The 17,144-nt window shown below is 66.8% G+C and carries 20 protein-coding genes; 9 read left to right on the forward strand and 11 right to left on the reverse strand.

The genetic code is table 11. The features are described 5' to 3' along the window. Positions 1-324: 324 nt before the first annotated feature. Positions 325-1,014 carry a GAF and ANTAR domain-containing protein gene (locus ABZ004_RS17560; protein ID WP_355680909.1) on the forward strand — a complete coding sequence of 230 codons (690 nt, stop codon included), beginning with the start codon at positions 325-327 and terminating at the stop codon, positions 1,012-1,014. Between the two features lie 97 nt (positions 1,015-1,111). Beyond that, entirely contained in the window at positions 1,112-1,339 is a 228-nt protein-coding gene (locus ABZ004_RS17565; RefSeq protein WP_355680910.1) for an ANTAR domain-containing protein, read from the forward strand. Positions 1,340-1,481: 142 nt separating this feature from the next. Here the strand turns inward: ABZ004_RS17565 and ABZ004_RS17570 are convergent, their stop codons facing one another. Next, a complete protein-coding gene (locus ABZ004_RS17570; protein WP_355680911.1) occupies positions 1,482-2,429 on the reverse strand; it encodes a helix-turn-helix transcriptional regulator in 948 nt (315 codons plus the stop codon). Between the two features lie 175 nt (positions 2,430-2,604). On the opposite strand from ABZ004_RS17570, the gene ABZ004_RS17575 reads away from it, so the two are divergent. After that, positions 2,605-3,450, forward strand: a complete 846-nt coding sequence (locus tag ABZ004_RS17575) for an SDR family NAD(P)-dependent oxidoreductase (protein WP_355680912.1) — start codon at positions 2,605-2,607, stop codon at positions 3,448-3,450. A gap of 42 nt (positions 3,451-3,492) precedes the next feature. Here the strand turns inward: ABZ004_RS17575 and ABZ004_RS17580 are convergent, their stop codons facing one another. The 6 genes from ABZ004_RS17580 to ABZ004_RS17605 form a co-directional block, all read right to left on the reverse strand. Next, entirely contained in the window at positions 3,493-3,621 is a 129-nt protein-coding gene (locus ABZ004_RS17580; protein WP_355680913.1) for a hypothetical protein, read from the reverse strand. A 460-nt stretch (positions 3,622-4,081) separates the two neighbouring features. Then, positions 4,082-4,411, reverse strand: a complete 330-nt coding sequence (locus tag ABZ004_RS17585) for a multidrug efflux SMR transporter (RefSeq protein ID WP_355680914.1) — start codon at positions 4,409-4,411, stop codon at positions 4,082-4,084. After that, positions 4,408-4,755: an SMR family transporter gene (locus ABZ004_RS17590; RefSeq protein ID WP_355680915.1), complete on the reverse strand. Its 348-nt coding sequence runs from the start codon at positions 4,753-4,755 to the stop codon at positions 4,408-4,410. The genes ABZ004_RS17585 and ABZ004_RS17590 overlap by 4 nt, the downstream gene beginning before the upstream one ends. Next, on the reverse strand, positions 4,752-5,321 hold the full coding sequence (locus tag ABZ004_RS17595; protein WP_355680916.1) for a TetR/AcrR family transcriptional regulator: 570 nt from the start codon (positions 5,319-5,321) through the stop codon (positions 4,752-4,754). Before ABZ004_RS17595 ends, ABZ004_RS17590 begins: the two co-directional genes overlap by 4 nt. 30 nt (positions 5,322-5,351) lie before the next feature. After that, a complete protein-coding gene (locus tag ABZ004_RS17600; protein ID WP_355680917.1) occupies positions 5,352-5,951 on the reverse strand; it encodes a cadmium resistance transporter in 600 nt (199 codons plus the stop codon). 58 nt (positions 5,952-6,009) lie between these two features. After that, a complete protein-coding gene (locus ABZ004_RS17605; RefSeq protein WP_355680918.1) occupies positions 6,010-6,132 on the reverse strand; it encodes a hypothetical protein in 123 nt (40 codons plus the stop codon). Between the two features lie 277 nt (positions 6,133-6,409). Between ABZ004_RS17605 and ABZ004_RS17610 the strand changes: the two genes are divergently transcribed. The 3 genes from ABZ004_RS17610 (at position 6,410) to ABZ004_RS17620 (ending at position 8,764) form a co-directional block, all read left to right on the forward strand. Further along, entirely contained in the window at positions 6,410-7,480 is a 1,071-nt protein-coding gene (locus ABZ004_RS17610) for a carboxylesterase family protein (protein ID WP_355680919.1), read from the forward strand. After that, positions 7,407-7,649, forward strand: coding sequence for a hypothetical protein (locus ABZ004_RS17615; protein ID WP_355680920.1), 243 nt, complete (start codon positions 7,407-7,409; stop codon positions 7,647-7,649). Before ABZ004_RS17610 ends, ABZ004_RS17615 begins: the two co-directional genes overlap by 74 nt. 92 nt (positions 7,650-7,741) lie before the next feature. After that, a complete protein-coding gene (locus ABZ004_RS17620) occupies positions 7,742-8,764 on the forward strand; it encodes a zinc-binding dehydrogenase (RefSeq protein WP_355680921.1) in 1,023 nt (340 codons plus the stop codon). An 87-nt stretch (positions 8,765-8,851) separates the two neighbouring features. On the opposite strand, the gene ABZ004_RS17625 is transcribed toward ABZ004_RS17620, so the two are convergent. After that, a complete protein-coding gene (locus tag ABZ004_RS17625) occupies positions 8,852-9,784 on the reverse strand; it encodes an AraC family transcriptional regulator (protein WP_355680922.1) in 933 nt (310 codons plus the stop codon). Between the two features lie 129 nt (positions 9,785-9,913). On the opposite strand from ABZ004_RS17625, the gene ABZ004_RS17630 reads away from it, so the two are divergent. After that, positions 9,914-10,285, forward strand: coding sequence for an MmcQ/YjbR family DNA-binding protein (locus ABZ004_RS17630; protein ID WP_355680923.1), 372 nt, complete (start codon positions 9,914-9,916; stop codon positions 10,283-10,285). A 326-nt stretch (positions 10,286-10,611) separates the two neighbouring features. Here the strand turns inward: ABZ004_RS17630 and ABZ004_RS17635 are convergent, their stop codons facing one another. After that, positions 10,612-10,908 (reverse strand): hypothetical protein, encoded by a 297-nt coding sequence (locus ABZ004_RS17635; protein ID WP_355680924.1) that lies wholly within the window; start codon positions 10,906-10,908, stop codon positions 10,612-10,614. A gap of 116 nt (positions 10,909-11,024) precedes the next feature. Here ABZ004_RS17635 and ABZ004_RS17640 point away from each other — a divergent pair, with 116 nt between their 5' ends. Further along, a complete protein-coding gene (locus tag ABZ004_RS17640; RefSeq protein WP_355680925.1) occupies positions 11,025-12,224 on the forward strand; it encodes a LuxR C-terminal-related transcriptional regulator in 1,200 nt (399 codons plus the stop codon). Positions 12,225-12,304: 80 nt separating this feature from the next. Here the strand turns inward: ABZ004_RS17640 and ABZ004_RS17645 are convergent, their stop codons facing one another. Further along, a complete protein-coding gene (locus ABZ004_RS17645) occupies positions 12,305-13,129 on the reverse strand; it encodes a class I SAM-dependent methyltransferase (RefSeq protein ID WP_355680926.1) in 825 nt (274 codons plus the stop codon). A gap of 264 nt (positions 13,130-13,393) precedes the next feature. Here ABZ004_RS17645 and ABZ004_RS17650 point away from each other — a divergent pair, with 264 nt between their 5' ends. Next, positions 13,394-14,053, forward strand: coding sequence for a hypothetical protein (locus ABZ004_RS17650; RefSeq protein ID WP_355680927.1), 660 nt, complete (start codon positions 13,394-13,396; stop codon positions 14,051-14,053). A 233-nt stretch (positions 14,054-14,286) separates the two neighbouring features. Here ABZ004_RS17650 and ABZ004_RS17655 read toward each other — a convergent pair whose 3' ends face one another. Beyond that, complete coding sequence (locus tag ABZ004_RS17655) at positions 14,287-17,043, reverse strand: LuxR C-terminal-related transcriptional regulator (RefSeq protein ID WP_355680928.1); 2,757 nt, start codon at positions 17,041-17,043, stop codon at positions 14,287-14,289. Positions 17,044-17,144: the final 101 nt, after the last annotated feature.

The raw sequence follows: 17,144 nt of genomic DNA on the forward strand, positions 1-17,144 counted from the left end.
TGCCGTCCTGGACGGTGATCCAGGCGCCGTCGGCACCCAGGATCAGGCGGCTGGCCTCGCACAACCGGTCGGCCAGGTGCTGGTGGCTGGCGTTGGTCGCCGCGAGGCGGGCCAGTTGGGCCAGTAACGCCGTCTTGTCGGTCACCGTCGCTCCTTGTCCACCGGTCCACTGTGCCAGCACCCGCAGGTACTTCGCTCTACGCCCGGTGCCCAGATGGATGCGTGTCTGTCTGAGGGGGTGCCTAGCGGCAATTGTGTCCGCTGTCGGTGCAGACTGAGCTATCGGTCGGTAGTCAACTGGCCTTCTTGAAGCGGTGGGCACGAGTGGACCAGCAGGAACTGATTGCTGTGGTGACCGAGGTGGCTGGCTCGCTCAGCCTGCCTATGGATCTGGACGAGGCACTGGAGCGGATTACCCGCGGCGCGGTCGACACGATTCCCGGGATCGACTACGCGAGTCTGTCGGTGACCGCGAACGCCGGCCAGATCGAGACCCTGGCTCCCACCGATCCAGTGGCGCTTCGGGCCGACCAGCTGCAGTACGACCTGCGCGAAGGCCCCTGCTACGAGGCGGTCGATGGTGCGCCGGTGCTCGAAGTCGACGATCTGGCCTCGGACCTGCGGTGGCCCGACTACGGCCCGAAGGCTGCCGCAACATTCGGGCTGGGCGCTCAGATCGCCTTCCAGTTCCGCGCCGCGCCACATGCCCGCGGCGCGCTGAACCTGTACGCAGAACGGCCGCACGCCATCGACGGCGAGACCCGCGAACTCGGCGAGATGTTCGCCAACCTGGCGGCGGTGGCGCTGGGCTGGTCACGCCACGACCAGACCCTGCACGAAGCGTTGTCGACCCGCGAGCTCATCGGACAGGCGATCGGCATCGTGATGGAACGTTACCGGCTGGACGCCGACCGCGCGTTCGCGTTCCTGGTCCGCACCTCGCAGGCCGGCAACGTCAAACTGCGAGACGTCGCCGCCGGCATCATCACCGACGCCGCCGGCAAGGCTGAATAGCGGTACACGCGTAGGCTGGACGTGCCGTCGGCTACTCGACGTCGCCGCTCAAGGCGCGTCGTCAGCGGTTCTCGACCAATCGGTCAGACCGTAGGCCATGAAACGGACGTGCCCGATGGGCGACGACCACCTCCGCGACACCGCCCCGAACCGCATCGATCTGGACGCGGTTCACACCATCGCCATCGCCCAAGGAATCCTTGTCGAACGCCTCCGCGCAGACGCCGACCGCGCGCTCGATCTCCTCGACCAGCACGCGCAACGCGCAGGGATCCCGGTAGTCGAGGCAGCAAACTGGCTCATCGCCACCGGCACGCTCCCATAAACCAGCACGCGCTCGGTGAGGCTACGGGCTTCGACGCGAGAACCTCGTCGCCCCGACCAATTTCAACACCGCCGCGCCCTCCGCTGCTCCGACTTGTCAACGAGGTTCTTCAGCTGGCGGCCGAAGTCGCGAAGCTGGCCGTTCAGTCGGCCTTTGGGGGTGTCGAGCTGGGCTCTGGATCCTTGACGGGGCGGAGTGGCTCGAGGTTGTCCCTGGTGGCGGTCCAGCTGGCCAGCAGGTTGAGGGCGTCCTCGGTGGGCGATCCGGGTTCGGCGGTGTAGGTGAGCAGGCTCTGGCTGGGGTCTGCGGGCAGAGGAAGGGACTCGAATGCCAGGTCGAGATCCCCAACGACGGGATGGTGGAGGAGCTTGGCGCCGCTGGTGTGGATTCGGACGTTGTGCGCGGCCCAGCGCTGTCGGAACTTATCGCTGCGGGTGGACAGCTGACCGATCAGGTCGGAGAGGTCGCGGTCGTAGGGGTCGCGCCCTGCTTCGGCGCGCAGCAGGGCGACGGTGTCGTTGGCGGCCTTGTCGTAGTCGCGGAAGAATTCGGTGGCGAGCGGGTTGAGGAAGACGAACCTGGCGGTGTTGGCCGGTCGAGCGGGGTCCGCGTAGATCGGTGAGTACAGCGCAGCCCCGAGGTGGTTGGCGGCCAGGATGTCGAGTCGGCCGTTGAGCACGAAGGCCGGTGCTCCGCTCATGGAGTCGAGGATGCGCTGGACGGTGGGCCGGACGCGCTGACGGGCGGGGCGGCGCCGTGGCGGCCGGGTGCTGCCTGCAGTGCGGAGCAGATCTTCCAGGTGAGCCCGTTCGGCGTCGTCGAGCTGAAGAGCCTGTGCGAGGCCGTCGATCACGCTGGCGGAGACGCCGGTGGCATTGCCGCGTTCGAGCTTGGTCATGTACTCCGGGGAGATCCCGGCCAGGCTCGCGACCTCGGAGCGGCGCAGCCCCGGCACCCGGCGGCGGTCTCCGCCGTACGCCGGCAGGCCGGCCTGATCGGGACTGATCCGTGCCCGCCGGGTCGTGAGGAACTCGCGGATCTGAGCGCGGACGTCTCCTCGCACGTCGCCATGGTCGTTGCCCTGGGTCATATCTCGACTCTACGAGCAGTTCCGGCGGTTTGGGGGACCCTGCCGGTACCCCTCTCGCAGGGTCTCCCACCTTCGCGACTCAGCTGGTTGCGTAGTAGATGCCACCGGCCACGAGGCGGTGGACCTACAGGCAGAACCCATCCCACCCAGCACCAGACGAAGGAACAGCATCACCATGAACGAGCAGAAGGTTTGGTTCATCACCGGCGCCGGACGGGGCCTCGGTGTCGACATCGCCAAGGCGGCCCTGGCCGCCGGCCACGCGGTGGCCGCCACCGCCCGCAACGCCGAATCCGCCATCTTGGCGCTCGGTAAGCACGACGACCTGCTCACCGTCGACCTCGACGTCACCGACCCGCGCGCCGCCCAGGCCGCCGTCGCCGCCACCGTCGAGCGGTTCGGCCGGCTCGACGTACTGGTCAACAACGCCGGCAACTTCCAGGCCGGATTCTTCGAGGAGATGGCGCCCGAGGCGTTCCGCTCCCAGCTCGACACCACTCTCTTCGGGCCGGTCAACGTCACCCGCGCCGCCCTACCCCAGCTGCGCGCACAACGCTCCGGCCTCGTGGTCACCATCTCCTCGACCGCCGGCATCGCCTCGCCGGTGGAGTTCACGACGGCATACGCGGCGTCGAAGTTCGGCGTCGAGGGGTTCATGGAGGCGCTGGCTCCCGAGATCGCACCGTTCGGGGTCAAAACCATGCTGGTCGAGCCGGGGTTCTTCCGCACCGAGCTCCTCAGCCCGCAGTCCACGCAGTACGCCGAACCCTCGATCGCGGATTACGCCGAGCGCACGCAGCAGACCATCCAGGCCTGGCAGGGCATGGACGGCACCCAAGGCGGCGACCCCGCCAAACTCGCCGACGCTCTCGTCGAGCTCGCTGCCCTCGAACAGCCCCCGATGCGCTTCGCCGCGGGCGCCGACGCCGTGGCTGTCTTCGAACAGAAGGCGAACGACCTCCTCGCACAGGCCGAAGCCCACCGCAAGCTGTCCACGAGCCTCGCCAACGACGACGCCTGACGCCCATCCGCTACGCACTCCGAAGGAAGAACAGCAGCCATGTCACCCGAAGCTGACCGTCGACATCAGCTCCATCGCCGGCCGGGTCGCGTCGACATCGCCGACGGCATCACCTACATGGTCACCCGACCACGCCACACCTCCATCAAGCGAGCTGTGGATCATGCCCACCGACCAAGTCTGACCAGACCGACGCATACGGGCTACGAAGTCCAGCCCCGGTGTCCTTGCCGCCAGGTAGTGGCGCATCTACTTGCCTAGGGCAACATCTGAATAGATGGGCAGGCTGACGCCTGGATTGATCGGGCCCATTGGGCTGGACCTCGCCCGGGCGGTCGACAGTTGCCCGGACCCCACCGCCGACGACTGGCTTTGGCCGTGAATTCCGGCGTCGTTTGCTCGTGAATGTTGGAGTCAGTGCGGCTTGGCGAGTGGCCGATCTTTCCGCGAATTCTGAAGTCGGTGGCCCTGAGTGGTCAGCGGCTAACGGTCCTCAGTTCAGGTCATCCACGGCTACTCGCGGAGGTTGCCCTCGGCACCGCTCGAAGGGGGCCCAGGTGGATGGGCGTGAGCGGCATCGAGGCCCCTGTCCGATCGTGCTGGTGTGGGCCGTGATTGCTGATCGTCGCTGTTAGTGGGCGGCGTCGGCGCCGAGTTCGACGACCAGGACGCCGGCGGCGATCAGACCGATTCCGATAGTCATTACGGCGGTCAATGGCTCCTTGAAGATGACACGGGCGAGGGCTGCGGTGAGGGCGACGCCGGTCGCGGCCCAGATGCCGTAGGCGACACCGAGCGGCATGCCTTCGTCGAGTGACAGGCTGAGTAGCACGAAGGCGAGGACGTAGCCGCCGGCGATGGCGGCGATCCACTTCTTCTTGCGCATCCCGTCGGAGGCGCGCAGTGACATAGTGGCGCCGACTTCGGCGGCGATGGCTCCGAGGAGGAACAGCCATTTCATGCTTCGATCTCCTTTTCGTGCTGGGCCTTTTGGGAGCCGAGTTCGACGGTGAGGACGCCGGCGATGATGAGCATGATGCCCAGACCCATAAGTACTGTCAGTGGTTCGCCGTAGATGCCGGCGGACAGGAGGGCGGTGACGGTGACACCGCCGGCACCCCAGATGCCGTAGGCGACGCCGATCTTCATGCCGGCCTGTAGGCAGGCCGAGATGAAGACGAAGGACGCGACATAACCGGCGACCACCAAGACGTACCAGGCCGGCCGATCCAGCGCCGCCTTGAGCGACAGAGTTGCTGCCACCTCGAAGCCGATCGCGGCCACGAGGGTGAGCCATTTCTTCATACGGACATCTTCCTGTCGGTGTCGGGCTGAGCGGTGTGGGTCAGGTCGACCAGTTGGTCGATGACGGCGTCGCGGTCATCGGCCGGTGCGAAGATGCCGGTGGCGTCGGCAATCCACAGACCGTCCGCTGCCAGGTGGGCGGCGCGGAGCCGGGCCCGGATTGTCCGGTCGGTGACCTTGTCGAGGGCCAGCCAGCGCTCCAGGGCCGTTTCCCAGGGAGCGGCCAGTGCTGGATTGGCCAGGGACTCGGCAAAGATCGCCAGGTCGGCGCGGGTCAGCCGGCCGGCAGCGACGACCCTGATGTAGGCGCGGATCCGTTCTGAGGCCGTGGCCTCCTCGAACGGCTTACCCAGCTGACCGAGCATTGCCTCGTCGACGCGCTGGGCAACGTATTCGACGACGCCCAGCACCAGGTGGTCGCGGGTCGGGAAGTGGTAGAGGACGCCGCCCTTGGTGACACCCGCCTCCTTCGCGGTGGCCTCAAAAGTGATCTCGATTGAGCCACCGTCGTGGCCTGCCAACCTGAACGCCGCGTCGAGGATCGCGGTTCGTGAACTTGACCTCATTTCCGTAACTATACCATACGGCTGGTATAGTTACGGAATGGTGGATGAGACGCCTTCGATGAGGATGAGTAGACCGATGCCGATGAGGACGACGGGAAGCAGGATGTGGCCCCACCGCGACAGTGCCTTGGCGATCGCGGGTCGGGTGGCGAAGTAGCGACCGGCGGCGATCCAGACGGCGACCAAGATCAAGAAGACGACGACATAGACGATCATGCCGCCGATGCCCGCGGTGGCGAAGACGGGGACGTAGACGCCGATGTTGTCGCCGCCGTTGGCGAACGTCACGGTCGCCACGGCCGCGGCGGCGGGCGCGCTGGTCTTGGCCTGGTTGTCGTCGTCGGGGTCGCTGCGATGCCGCCAGACCTGGATCGCGGCCCTGATCCCGAGCGCCAGCGGCAGCAGGCCGAGGTAGGGGATGGCCTGGTCGGGAAGGAACGTCGCGCCGAAGGCTGCGGCGACCGCGAGGGTGAGGATGGCTATGAACCCGACGTACTGGCCGATGGTGATGGAGCGTGTCGCGCCTCGGTGCCCGGCACCTTGGGCGAAGAACAGGGCCAGGACGAGGATGTCGTCGATGTTGGTAACGGCAAACAAGCCGGCAGCCTGACCGATGATGCCGAGATTCATGCTCGACGCGCTCTCATAGCGGCAGCCGAATGCGTTTCCCCCACGTGTTTGCCGTCCCTCAGCGAGTGTCGTCCTGGCCGTCGATCAGGGGCAGCATCGCAGATCCGCGTGCCCTCTCCGGCGTCATCGGTATCAGCCGCTCGGCGTCGTTCTTGCTCGGCACGATGTGCAGCAGCGGCACCAGCGTCCCGGTCGACGCGGCGGTGTAGTGGCGCAGTGACAGCTGGGTGAGCTCGAGCAGCTCCTCGACCCGGATCCCGGTCAGGCGCAGCGTCTCGATGACCGGTCGAGTGCTCGTCGTACTCGCGGCAGAGTGTCAGCTGATGACCACGGGGTGACTGCTGTCCGCTCGGTGATCTGTCGGATTCCGGGCAATGCTTGGGGAGCGTCACTGCGAGCGTTCAGCTGCGGGTACGGCGCGCGAAACACCCGAACCTCATCGGAAGGAATCTCACGCCATGACCGCGACCGTCCCCAAGGCTCCGACTGCACCAGGAGTGCGGTCCTGGTGGGGAATCCCGTTCGCCACCGCGGAGCGATACCGCCGCCCTGCGGTCGCGGATTTCGATCCGGACCGCCGCTATGACTGCAAGGGCGTCGTCGCTGTTCAGCCCGACAGCGGCGACTGGCTTGAAGCGGACAGCGGGATGGGCGAGGACTGCCTGAACCTGAATGTGTGGGCTCCTGAGCAGCCGACCGCCGACGCGCTGCCGGTAGCCGTGTACATCCATGGCGGCGGCTTCGAGTACGGCGCGAACACGCAGATCACCTCGAATGCCGCCGGTCTCGCCGCGTCGGGGCGCGTGGTGAGCGTATCGGTCAACTACCGGCTCGGCGCGCTGGGCGCGGTGTCGCTGTCGCAGTACGGCGGGCGGCTTGCCGAGGCCAGCAACCTCTGTCTGCAGGACGTCGTCGCCGCGCTGACCTGGGTCCAGCGCAACATCGCCCACTTCGGCGGCGACCCCGACAACGTCACCGTCTACGGTCACAGCGGCGGCGCCTATGCCACCTTCGGGCTGCTGGGCGCGGCCGTCGGCAACGGCCTGTACCGGCGGCTGGCCGGCTTCTCGGCCGGGCCCTCGCGTCTCCAGCCGGCCTGGTGGGCCGAGGAACTCGCCCACCGGTTCGTCGTTGAGCTCGGCGTCGCGGACACCCCGGAGAAGTTGCTCGACATTGATACGGCCTCCCTGGTGGCCGCGCTGCACAAGGTCACCCCGACGGACCTCGGAGTCCGTGGCGGGATGGACAGCAAGAGCCTCGGCGTCGTCCTGGACGCTGGCCAGCCCGGCGCGGTCCTGCACGCGCACCCCATGGACGAACTCGCCTCGGGCGCACACCGTGATGTCGACGTGCTGCTGAGCATGGCCAGTGACGACATGGTGTGCCCTGGCGCACACCGCGGCGGGCGGCAATGCCCATCTGCTGCTGATCGGGCCCGCCGAGGGCGCGCCCGCCGTGCACGGCTCCGAGCTGTACGCCCTGGTCGGCCAGGAAAAGCCGGGCCGCAGCGCCGAACAGGCCGCCCGTGACACGCGCATTCGCGACATCGTGCTCGACTTCGCCACCGGCGAGCAGACCCGGTTGTGGCCCGCCGTCATGGACCGGCCCACCTCGGAAAGCGTCGGCAACCCTCCCTTCGACGCCACCGCCCACTACCAGCAGGCCCTCGAACTGTGGGAGGGCATCGAGCGCCCCTGACAGCCGTCGGGCGACACCGAGACGCATAACGGCGTAGGTCAGTCACCGGCTGACCGCACACCACAATGAGCCAAGGAGAGAAGGAACTCGGCATGGGCCAATCGACAGCAGCCGGCGAGGCCACACCGGCGACGATGCGAGCCGTTGTTGTCGCCCGCCCTGGCGGCCTAGACGCACTGGAGATCAAGGAAATCCCCGTACCTGAACGCAAACCCGGCTGGGTGCGGATCAGGGTGAAGGCGTTCGGTGTGAACGAGTCCGAGGTCACCACCCGCAAGGGTGAGGCGGATGCGGACGTCACCTATCCGCGTGTTCCCGGGATCGAGGGCGTCGGTGTGGTCGACCAAGCCGACGTGGACAGCGGGCTGTGGCCGGGGCAGCAGGTGGCGACCATGATGGGCGGGATGGGTCGCTCGTACGACGGTTCGTACGCGCAGTACCTGACTGTCCCCTCAGAGCAGGTCATCCCGTTGGATACCAGCCTGCCGTGGGATGTGGTCGGGGCGCTTCCGGAGATGCTCCAGACCGCGTACGGATCGCTGACCATCAGCCTCGGCCTGCAGGTGGGACAGACGCTGCTGATCCGCGGCGGCACCTCCACGGTCGGGCTCAGCGCGGCCACGATCGCGAAGGACCTCGGCGCCACCGTACTGTCCACCACTCGCAGCCGGGAAAGGGCCGGTGAACTCACGGCCGTGGGTGTCGACCATCCCCTCGTCGACGACGGCACGCTCGCCGACCAGGTGCGCGAGCTGGTGCCGGACGGTGTCGACGCCGCTCTGGAGCTGGTGGGCTGCTCGGTTCTCGCCGACACCCTGCGCGCCGTTCGCCGCCACGGCACGGTCTGCTTCACCGGAGCTCTGGCGGGGCAGTGGACGCTCCCCGACTTCAGTCCGTTCATGATCCCGCGCGGGGTGCGGCTGACGTCGTACGACGGTCAGGCCGCCGACCTTCCGGCCGATGTCTTCGCGCGCCAGCTCCGAGCCATCGCGGAAGGGCGCCTCAAGGTCCCGGTCGCGAAGGTCTACCACGGCCTGGAACAGGTCCGCGACGCCCACGCCGACCTCGAGTCCGGCACCACGCCGGGCAAGCACGTCGTCGTCCTTGCTGGTTGATCGTCTGGACTCACGCACCTGCAAGCTGTCCAGCTTCACCACCGACTGACCGCTTCGGGAGCCATCCCGTCAGGCAAAGGGCCTCCGTCACGCGTCGGCCCTCACTTCTCCGGCCGCGAAGGCGGCCGGGGTGAGGCCGGTGCGGTCGCGGAAGAAGCGGCCGAAGTTCGCAGGGTCGGTGAAACCGAGGTGGACGGCTACCGCCCGGGCGTCCCACCGGGCAGCTCCCAGCAGGCGTCGGGCTTCCAGGAGGCGCCGCTCGTCGATGAGCTCGCGTACTCCCTTGCCGGTGGCGTCCTGGGCGGCGCGGCTGAGGGTGCGGACCGAGCAGCCGAGCAACTCGGCGTACTCCGCGGCTTGGTGCAGTTCGCGAAAGTGCAGCTCCAATGCGTCCAGGAAACGCCCGTACCTGTCGGCGCGGCCGTTGCCGGCCGTTGCCGTGCCGGTTCTGGCGATGCCTGGGGAGTTGGCCAGGCGCAGCAGCAGCGATTCGAGCAGGCTGCGCCGCAGGGCGTGGTGGATGTCGAGGGGCCGGCGCCCCAGCGCGCGGTGTTCGTCCAGGAGCTGGAGCGCGGTCTGCTGAAGCCACGCGCTGTCATCTGGGTGCGGGCTGAGCACGGGAGGCGCCTCGTGCGCGATGAGCGGCGCCAAAAGACGGGCGAGGTCGGGCCGCAGCACGCCCGGTTCGAACAGGATGAACGGGCCGCGGGCCGCTCCGGGCGGATGCCAGCACTGCGCGTGCCCGGGACGCACCCACAGCCACTGACCGGGGCCGACGATCCGCGTGACGTAGTCGACGTCATGCCGCAGCTCACCCTCGGTGACCGCGATGAGGTAGTGGAAGGTGGCACGACCCGGAAGCGGCGGGTTCCACGGCCAGTCGTCGTGCCGGGCGAAGAAGTCCTCGACAGTATTCACCTCAAGCCCGTACGGAGTACCGACCGGGGGCTGGAAACCGAAGAGCGGCACCGCAGCCGGTTCGGCTTGACTGCTCGGCTCGGAGTGTCGCTTGTCGACCATCACGTGTCCGCAGGCTAGCACCTTTCTGGTCGGCTTCGAGGGAAGGATGGGACCTGCCACCGCGCCCGCGTGGCGCCCCCTCCACCTACTTCGATGCCACAGTCCATCAACACCTGAGAAGGCTCACCCATGAACGGATCGGCCCTGCACAAGACCGCCGCCGCCTGCGCGCAGGAGCTCCCCGGAGCCCAGCTGGAGCATCCCTTCGGCCCGGCCTGGGAAGTCTTCAAGGTGCGCGGCAAGGTGTTCATGCTGATGACCGAAGTCCCGGGGCGGCCCGTCCTCATCCTCAAGGCGGACCCCGACGAGGCCCACGCCCTGCGGGAGCAGTACAGCCAGATCACCCCCGGCTACCACATGAACAAGAAGCACTGGATCACCCTGGACAGCGGAGAAGGCGTCGACAAAGAGCTCGTCGAGGAGCTCGTCACCGACTCCTACCGGCTGGTCGTGGCCCACCTGCCAAAGGCCGACGCCGAAGCGATAGAGCAACTGCTCTGAACCTCAGGGGTCCATGGCTAGCGGTCCGTCACGATGGTTGGGGTTGCGATGCCACTTTCGCTGATGAGGAACGATCCTCTCGCGCTGCCTTCGAAGGTGCCGTTGGCGGGAGTGCAGCGGGGGCCGGAACGGCCGCCGAGGTGGAGAAGGTGGCTTCCGCAGTGCACCTGGACCGAGCAGCAGGAGACGGTGGCGACGCACGGTACGTCGCGTGGATCGCGTGCTGGGTTCGGACATGAGGCGGACTCCTTGCAAGGTGATGCGTTAGCGATCGATGCAGTGCCGACGGGCAGTGGAATCGCTGCGAGACTTCGCAGATCTCGGACTCACGTGGTGACGGTTCGCTGTTCCCGGAGCTCTCGCAGCTCTGGATCGGGGTGGCCAGTCGCTACGGCGCGCGAGAGCGGTGTCCGCCAGATTCTCTCCAGGAGGTGGACGAACTCGTCCGCATCGTGGCGACTTTGGAAGTCGAGGTCGACGTAGACAGCATGATCGTCGTCAGCGGGCTGACTGATCCGGTAGGCGAGAACGTGATGGTCGCGCCGGGCGCCGTCGTACCGGTCGAACGCCTGCTTCCAGGCGTCGTAGTCGCTGATCTGGTTCACGACGTGCACCGTGATCACGGCAACCTCCCTCTCTTCGTCCTGCTGTCAGCGTGGGTCTGGTGGAGGGAGATTCCCATCCCCGATCCGGGGGGATAAAGCGCCGGTGCCTGACTCTGCGGCCGTATGCTCTTACCGTGCTGGACCGAGTGGAGCGGCTCTGTGCTGGTGTGCTCGACGCGAAGACGTTGCGCGAGCAGACACTGGCCGAGTTGCGGCGAAAACTGGCCTTCGACGGTCACGTCTGGGCGCTCACCGATCCTGTCTCGCGGGTGGGAACCTCGCCACTGGCCGACGTTCCTGGGCTGTCGTGGGAGGAACTGCCGCGGATGGTTCGGTGGCGATACCTCAGCCAGGGCACCCGGTGGACCGACCTGATCCAGGCGAAGACGAGATTCATATCGTTGCGTGAGGCAACGGCCGGTGACCTGGGCAGGTCGCCGGGATGGCGGGAGGTGCAGCAAGCGCTCGGCGTCGTCGACGTGCTGACAGCGGCCTTCTGGGACAGATTCGGCTGCTGGGCCTGGCTCGACCTGTGGCGCACCGCCCCCGCCCAGCCATTCACCCGACCCGAACAAGAGTTGCTGGCATCCCTTGTGTCCGTGCTCACCACAGGTCTGCGCCGTAGCCAGGCCCGGACGTTCATCCCCACACCGCGTATGAAGCCGCAAGCCGAAGGTCCGGCCATCATGCTGCTGAGTCCCGAACTGCGCGTCCGACTGCGTACTTCGGCGGCCCAGGCGACGCTACAGCGGCTGAACCCACCAGACGACCCGGATGCTGCAATCACGGCGATTCCGGCCGCCGCCTACAACGTCGCGGCCGCGCTGATAGCCCATGAACACGGAGTTCCTGTCGGACCACCATCGTCGCGTGTCCATCTCGGCGCCGGTCGATGGGTAACACTCCGCGCCGCACGCACAGCGACCGGCGACCGGTCGGCAGATATTGCCGTCAGCATCGAGGAATCCACGCCCGCGGAGCGACTCGAAGTTTTCGGGCTGGCGTACGGACTCAGCCCCCGCGAGCGCGAAGTACTGTCCGAGCTCGCCACCGGCGCCGACTCCCGCCAGCTGGCCCGGCGACTGGTGCTCTCCGAGCACACTGTCAACGACCACGTCAAAGCCGTATTGGCCAAGACAGGCTCCCCTACGACGCCTGGTGCCGCCGATCACATCACGCCGATCCGGCTAGCACCGACGGTTGTTGCCTACCTGCCCGAGGCGTACGTCGTCGACAGCGTTACCGGCACCAACTGGGAGGGCGTCGGCGTCGCGCCCGACGTCGTGAGCCCGCCCGACACGGTGATCGAGACGGCGGTGGCAGCGCTGCATTGAACGGCCGCCGACGAGATCGACGGCAGTTACGCCGACGTGAGCTGCATTCCGCAGCTCGCATTCCGGGACCGCCGAGACGATCAGACCGGTCGCCGGCAAGTGAACATGACGGTACGGATGCGTCGCTCCGCGAGGTTGGCGACCTGATTGGCAGCCATTTGCCCGAACGTTTCGCCAAGGAATGCTGCGAAGGTGACTGGTGGTGGTCCGTCTCGTTGGATCCGGGCGCGCATCTGCTGGAACCAGACGAGGCTTTCGTCCGACGAGTCGACTTCCGAGATGACCTCAAAACCTGCTGCTGGGAGCAGTTCGCGCATCTCTTCTGGCGTGGCGAGAAAACTCGTCGAGGAATCGTAGGCCCATGGGACCGGGTAATGGAGGTCGCCGCCTTCACCCTGGAGAACGTCGTAGACGACGAATCTGCCGCCGGGTCGGAGCACTCGGAAGGCTTCTGCGCAGAGCGCATGCTTGTCGGAGATGTTCATCGCCACATGTACGGTCAGCGCACCGTCCACAGACGTGTCGGCAAGACCGGTGGCCGTTGCGTCCCCAACGTGAAAGCGGGTCCGGTCGGACAGGCCTGACCACTCCGAGAGCGCCGTCGCCACCTCGCAGAATTCTGGTGTGAGGTCGATGCCGGTGATTGTGCATCCAGTCAACTCGGCAAGCGTCCGTGCAGGCCCGCCCAATCCGCTACCGAGGTCGAGCACGTGAGAGTCGGCAGTGAGACCGAGTGCCTCCATGATTTCCAGAGTTGCCGCACGACCTCGGATGTGGAACTCGTCGACCGGAGCGAGGTCAACCGGTCGCAGATCTGCACGGTCCAGACCGGCCGCGTCAAATGCGGAACTGATGGCCGCTACAAGTTCCCCGGGGCCGCTGTAGAACCTCGCAACCTGGCTCATGGCGCCATCGTCGCACTAAGTGGCCGCGGCGTCGACGGAAAGATTGCTCCTTCCAAGCCCACGCCTGGCGTGCAGGCACGCACATCGGCAAGAGGTGCAATCCGGACCGCCTTCAAAATCGGCATACCGACGCGTAGTGGTCCCAGGTCGTGGAGGAGCTGCTGCAGACGTCGTCCTAGTTGCTTCGTACCGCTCGATTTTCGCTCGGCCAGCTGTGGCCAGTGGCAGCGTCACGCTCGTCGCCCGCGTTGATATTGTGCCGAGATGTCCGACGTGCCAGATCGACAAGAGCTTCTCACCGCCCTGACAACCGAGCACTTCACCCTCCAGGGCGCCAGGGCGCAGACGGCGAGCGAGAGCGCCTCTCGGGCCTCCCTCTTCATCTTGTCCGTCTCGAGCACCCTGGTCGCTCTGGGCTTCCTGGGCCATGGGTCCCCGTCCGACGACACGTTCGATGTGTTTGCGCTGATCGTGCTCCCCACGCTCTACCTGCTCGGCGTCTTCACGTTCATCCGAATCGTTGAGTGCGGGGCGGAGGACTTCCAGTACGGCGTGGCGATCAACCGCATCCGCAACTACTACAAGCAAATTGCCGGTGCTGAGGCCAAGCTGTTCCTGCTGTCGGGGCATGACGACGGTCGCGGGGTGTTCGCCAACGCCGCTGTGCCGGCCGAAGGGCGCACGCAACTTTTCAGTTTCGCAAGTGTGGTTGCGCTGATCGACAGTGTGATCGGCGGCAGCACGATCGCGATCGCCACCAGCGTGGTGTTCGACGCTCCGCTCGCGGTTGCTGCGGGCGCAGGAGGGGCCGTTGGGCTGATCTCACTGGCGCTGTTGCTCCGAATGGCCGCGCGTCTCCTCGCCAGGCGGACGGGCAATATCGACCCGCTCTTCCCGACCCCGGAGGTCGGCTCGCCGGTTTGAGCATACAAGCGGACGGCCGAAGCGCAGACGTCGTCCGTCGAGTTGAAGCGGCACCTGTGGCCCGGTCGATTCGGCCATATCGAGGCGGTTGCTGACGGCAACGGAACCACAAACGCTCGCACCCGGGCCTCCAACTCCCAATTCAGCTTCCGCCACGAGCGCCACCGTCGGACCCGCCTTCCAGCTGTTCGCGTAGCCAACGTCGTCCTGACCGTTGCGTTGACCAGGACCGGTCATGGGCTGCCATCCGAAGGGAGATGAGCTGTCGCCCGGGCGGCCAGCTCGGTTCGGCTGACGATGCCGAGCTTGGCGTACACGTGGTTGAGGTGGGACTTCACGGTGGCGCGGCTCACGAATAGCCGCTCTGCGATGAATTCGTTGGTCCCGCCGGTCGCAACGAGTCTGACGACCTCCAGTTCGGTGGGTGTCAAGCTGCCCCAGCCTGACTTGGGGCGGCCGCGACGTCCGCGGCCCCGGGTGGTCTGCTCCACTGCCTCCGCCAGTGACATCGCCTGGCCCTCGGCCCACGCCGACTCGAAGGCGCTGCCCAGGGCGGCGCGCAGGGACTTCCCGACCCGCTCGTGCTCTCGGCGAGCGGGGATCGAGCGCGGGTAGTGCAACTGTTCGCGAACTGTGGAGCTGCAGCTCAACCACCGGGCAGCCGCCTCGGTGGGTTCGTGCTCCGCGCTCAGCGCGACCAGAGCGTCCAGGCTGTCCGGAAGGTAGGTCGTGAGTCCAGCTTGGCGACGCTCGGCCAGGGCCTCTTGGTGCAGATCGAAGGCTCTGGCGGGATCGTCATCGCGCACGAAAAGTGCTTCCAGGTCCGCCAGATCGGCTCGAAGCTGCGGCGCATCGAAAGTGGCTGTGAGCGCGCGGCCGACGGCGAGCAGCTCTCGGGCATCGTCTGTTCGCCCGAGCTGCTGCATGGCGCGAACGGCACCGGGCAGACAGCGTGCTGCGGTCCACTCGGGTCCACTACTCTCGAGCCGCGAGAGGGCCCTCGAGTACCAGGCGAGGGCGTCCTCCCAGCGTCCTTCGAAGAGGCTTAGATAGCCCAGGGGTACCTGGAAGCCAACGACATCGACATCCGGCGCCAAGTCGATCGAGGCGACGATAGGCCGCATGATCCGGCGCGCACCGTCGGTGTCACCGTGCAGCGCCATCGCCAAGGCGAGGTTCGAGGTCAGCGTGCCGACGCCGAAGTAGTCACCCAACGGCGCGATCACGTCGACCATCTGACGTCCAAGCTCGATTGCTCGTACGAGCTCGCCGGTCTGCATCGCGCAGTACTGTTCGACGCCCAACCCGAACCCCAGGCAGAATCGATCACCGCGTGATCGGCTGCGCTCCAGCGCACGCCTCGCCAGCTGGACGGCATCGGTATGACGTTCGCGCGGGACGAAGCTGTACGCCGCCATGATCAGACTGAAGTCTTGGCTGAAGGGATCTGCACCGCCCTCCAGGTCCGCGGTCTCGCGACCGAGCCGCTCGCAACGAGCGAAGTCGGAGAAGAACGACTGGAACGTGTCGACCAGCAACCGTCGAGCGCGCAGGCGACCATCGATCGCCGTGTCAAGGTTCGTCGCACCCCTGGCTGGTGGCTCTGCGGACTCGAGCGCTTGGCGGGCCGTGCGGTGACCGCTGATCATCTCCAGCATGGACACCGATGCGGCGAGGTGGTCGCGAATGCCTTCGCGGTGATAGTCAGAGTCGGCAAGCGCCCGGCGCAGGAAGGACAGACCGACGTGCGTCTGACCGCTGAGGAACCACGACTGTGTCATCGCCACGGCCAGCCGCCAGGCCCGCAGTCGTTGCACCGACGGGCCGGTCAATCCCCACTCCAAGGCAGCCGCGACATCGTCACGGAGGGCGGCGGCCCAGTCGAGAGCCCGATCCTGGTTCGCTCCGAGGTCGCTGTCGATTCGCAAGGCCGCGCCCAGCACCCAGTCGAGATGGCGATCCCGAAACCGCGCGACCTCGCCTCGTTCGTTCAGGCGGTCGATGGCGTAGTCCCGCACGGTGTCGAGAAGCCGGTAGCGGACGCGCCCCGCACTGAGGTCGGAGATGACCAGTGACTTGTCTACGAGGCGTGCGAAGACCGGCAGCAGGTCGACGCCGTCGTTCACGTCGTCGGCGCAGACCTCGGATATTGCCTCGAGCTTGAACCATCCCGCGAAAATTCCGAGCCGCGCGAAGAGGGATTGTTCGCCCGCGTCGAGCAGGTCGTGGCTCCACGCCATGGACGCCTTCAAGGTCTGATGCCGTGGGGTCGCATGCCTCAGACTCCCGGTCAGCAGGCGAAAACGGTCGTCCAGTCCGGCGAGCAGCTGGGCAGGGGAGAGTACGCGCGTCCAGGCAGCAGCCAGTTCGATGGCGAGCGGCAGGTGATCGAGTCGCGTACAGATCGCGCTGAGGTCACTCTGATGACGTTCGACGTCCAATTCCGCTCCGGCCAGTTCGGCTCGCGCGGCGAACAAGGCCATGGCGTCGTCGTTCGTCAGCGAAGACACCCGCCAGACTGCCTCGCCGTCAACCGAGAGCGGCTCGCGGCTGGTCGTCACGACGTTCACACCGGAGCAGCGCGCAATCAGTTCCGCTGCCAGCGCGGCGGCCACGTCCAGTACGTGCTCACAGGTGTCAAGGCACACCAACGTCCGTCGATCACGGAGGCCCCGAACCAACGCGGCCAACGGGTCGCCCTCGGGGTCGAGGCGGACATCCAGCTCGACCGCGCACAGAGAAATAGCCTGGTCCGGGTCGTGAGCCGATCCGAGGTCCACCCACCAGACGCCGTCCGGCCACCGGCGCTCGGATATCGGGTCCTCCACCAGTCGCAGCAGCGCGGAGCTGGCGAGTCGGGACTTTCCGCATCCGCCGATGCCGGTCAGCGTCACCAGACGCTGCCTGGCGATGGCGGCGCAGAGGTCGGCAAGCTCGCGAGCCCGTCCCACAAACGGGCTCGATGTCGCCCGCACATTGTGTCTGACCATCCCATGATCCTTTGCAGTCACCACCAACGCACGATCCCATGTGCCGGTCACGTTGGTGATGGACATCTCGGATATCAACCACTTGGCCGATGTTCATAACG

Source organism: Kribbella sp. NPDC006257, from assembly GCF_040613535.1.
Classification (GTDB): Bacteria; Actinomycetota; Actinomycetes; order Propionibacteriales; family Kribbellaceae; genus Kribbella.

Bases quoted from the DNA above. Each gene is read 5' to 3' on its own strand.
- ABZ004_RS17590 (WP_355680915.1), bottom strand. From the start codon at position 4,755: ATGAAGAAATGGCTCACCCTCGTGGCCGCGATCGGCTTCGAGGTGGCA.
- ABZ004_RS17620 (WP_355680921.1), top strand. From the start codon at position 7,742: ATGGGCCAATCGACAGCAGCCGGCGAGGCCACACCGGCGACGATGCGA.
- ABZ004_RS17630 (WP_355680923.1), top strand. From the start codon at position 9,914: ATGAACGGATCGGCCCTGCACAAGACCGCCGCCGCCTGCGCGCAGGAG.
- ABZ004_RS17595 (WP_355680916.1), bottom strand. From the start codon at position 5,321: ATGAGGTCAAGTTCACGAACCGCGATCCTCGACGCGGCGTTCAGGTTG.
- ABZ004_RS17600 (WP_355680917.1), bottom strand. From the start codon at position 5,951: ATGAATCTCGGCATCATCGGTCAGGCTGCCGGCTTGTTTGCCGTTACC.
- ABZ004_RS17655 (WP_355680928.1), bottom strand. From the start codon at position 17,043: ATGGTCAGACACAATGTGCGGGCGACATCGAGCCCGTTTGTGGGACGG.
- ABZ004_RS17625 (WP_355680922.1), bottom strand. From the start codon at position 9,784: ATGGTCGACAAGCGACACTCCGAGCCGAGCAGTCAAGCCGAACCGGCT.
- ABZ004_RS17650 (WP_355680927.1), top strand. From the start codon at position 13,394: ATGTCCGACGTGCCAGATCGACAAGAGCTTCTCACCGCCCTGACAACC.
- ABZ004_RS17565 (WP_355680910.1), top strand. From the start codon at position 1,112: ATGAAACGGACGTGCCCGATGGGCGACGACCACCTCCGCGACACCGCC.
- ABZ004_RS17645 (WP_355680926.1), bottom strand. From the start codon at position 13,129: ATGAGCCAGGTTGCGAGGTTCTACAGCGGCCCCGGGGAACTTGTAGCG.
- ABZ004_RS17570 (WP_355680911.1), bottom strand. From the start codon at position 2,429: ATGACCCAGGGCAACGACCATGGCGACGTGCGAGGAGACGTCCGCGCT.
- ABZ004_RS17610 (WP_355680919.1), top strand. From the start codon at position 6,410: ATGACCGCGACCGTCCCCAAGGCTCCGACTGCACCAGGAGTGCGGTCC.
- ABZ004_RS17575 (WP_355680912.1), top strand. From the start codon at position 2,605: ATGAACGAGCAGAAGGTTTGGTTCATCACCGGCGCCGGACGGGGCCTC.
- ABZ004_RS17585 (WP_355680914.1), bottom strand. From the start codon at position 4,411: ATGAAATGGCTGTTCCTCCTCGGAGCCATCGCCGCCGAAGTCGGCGCC.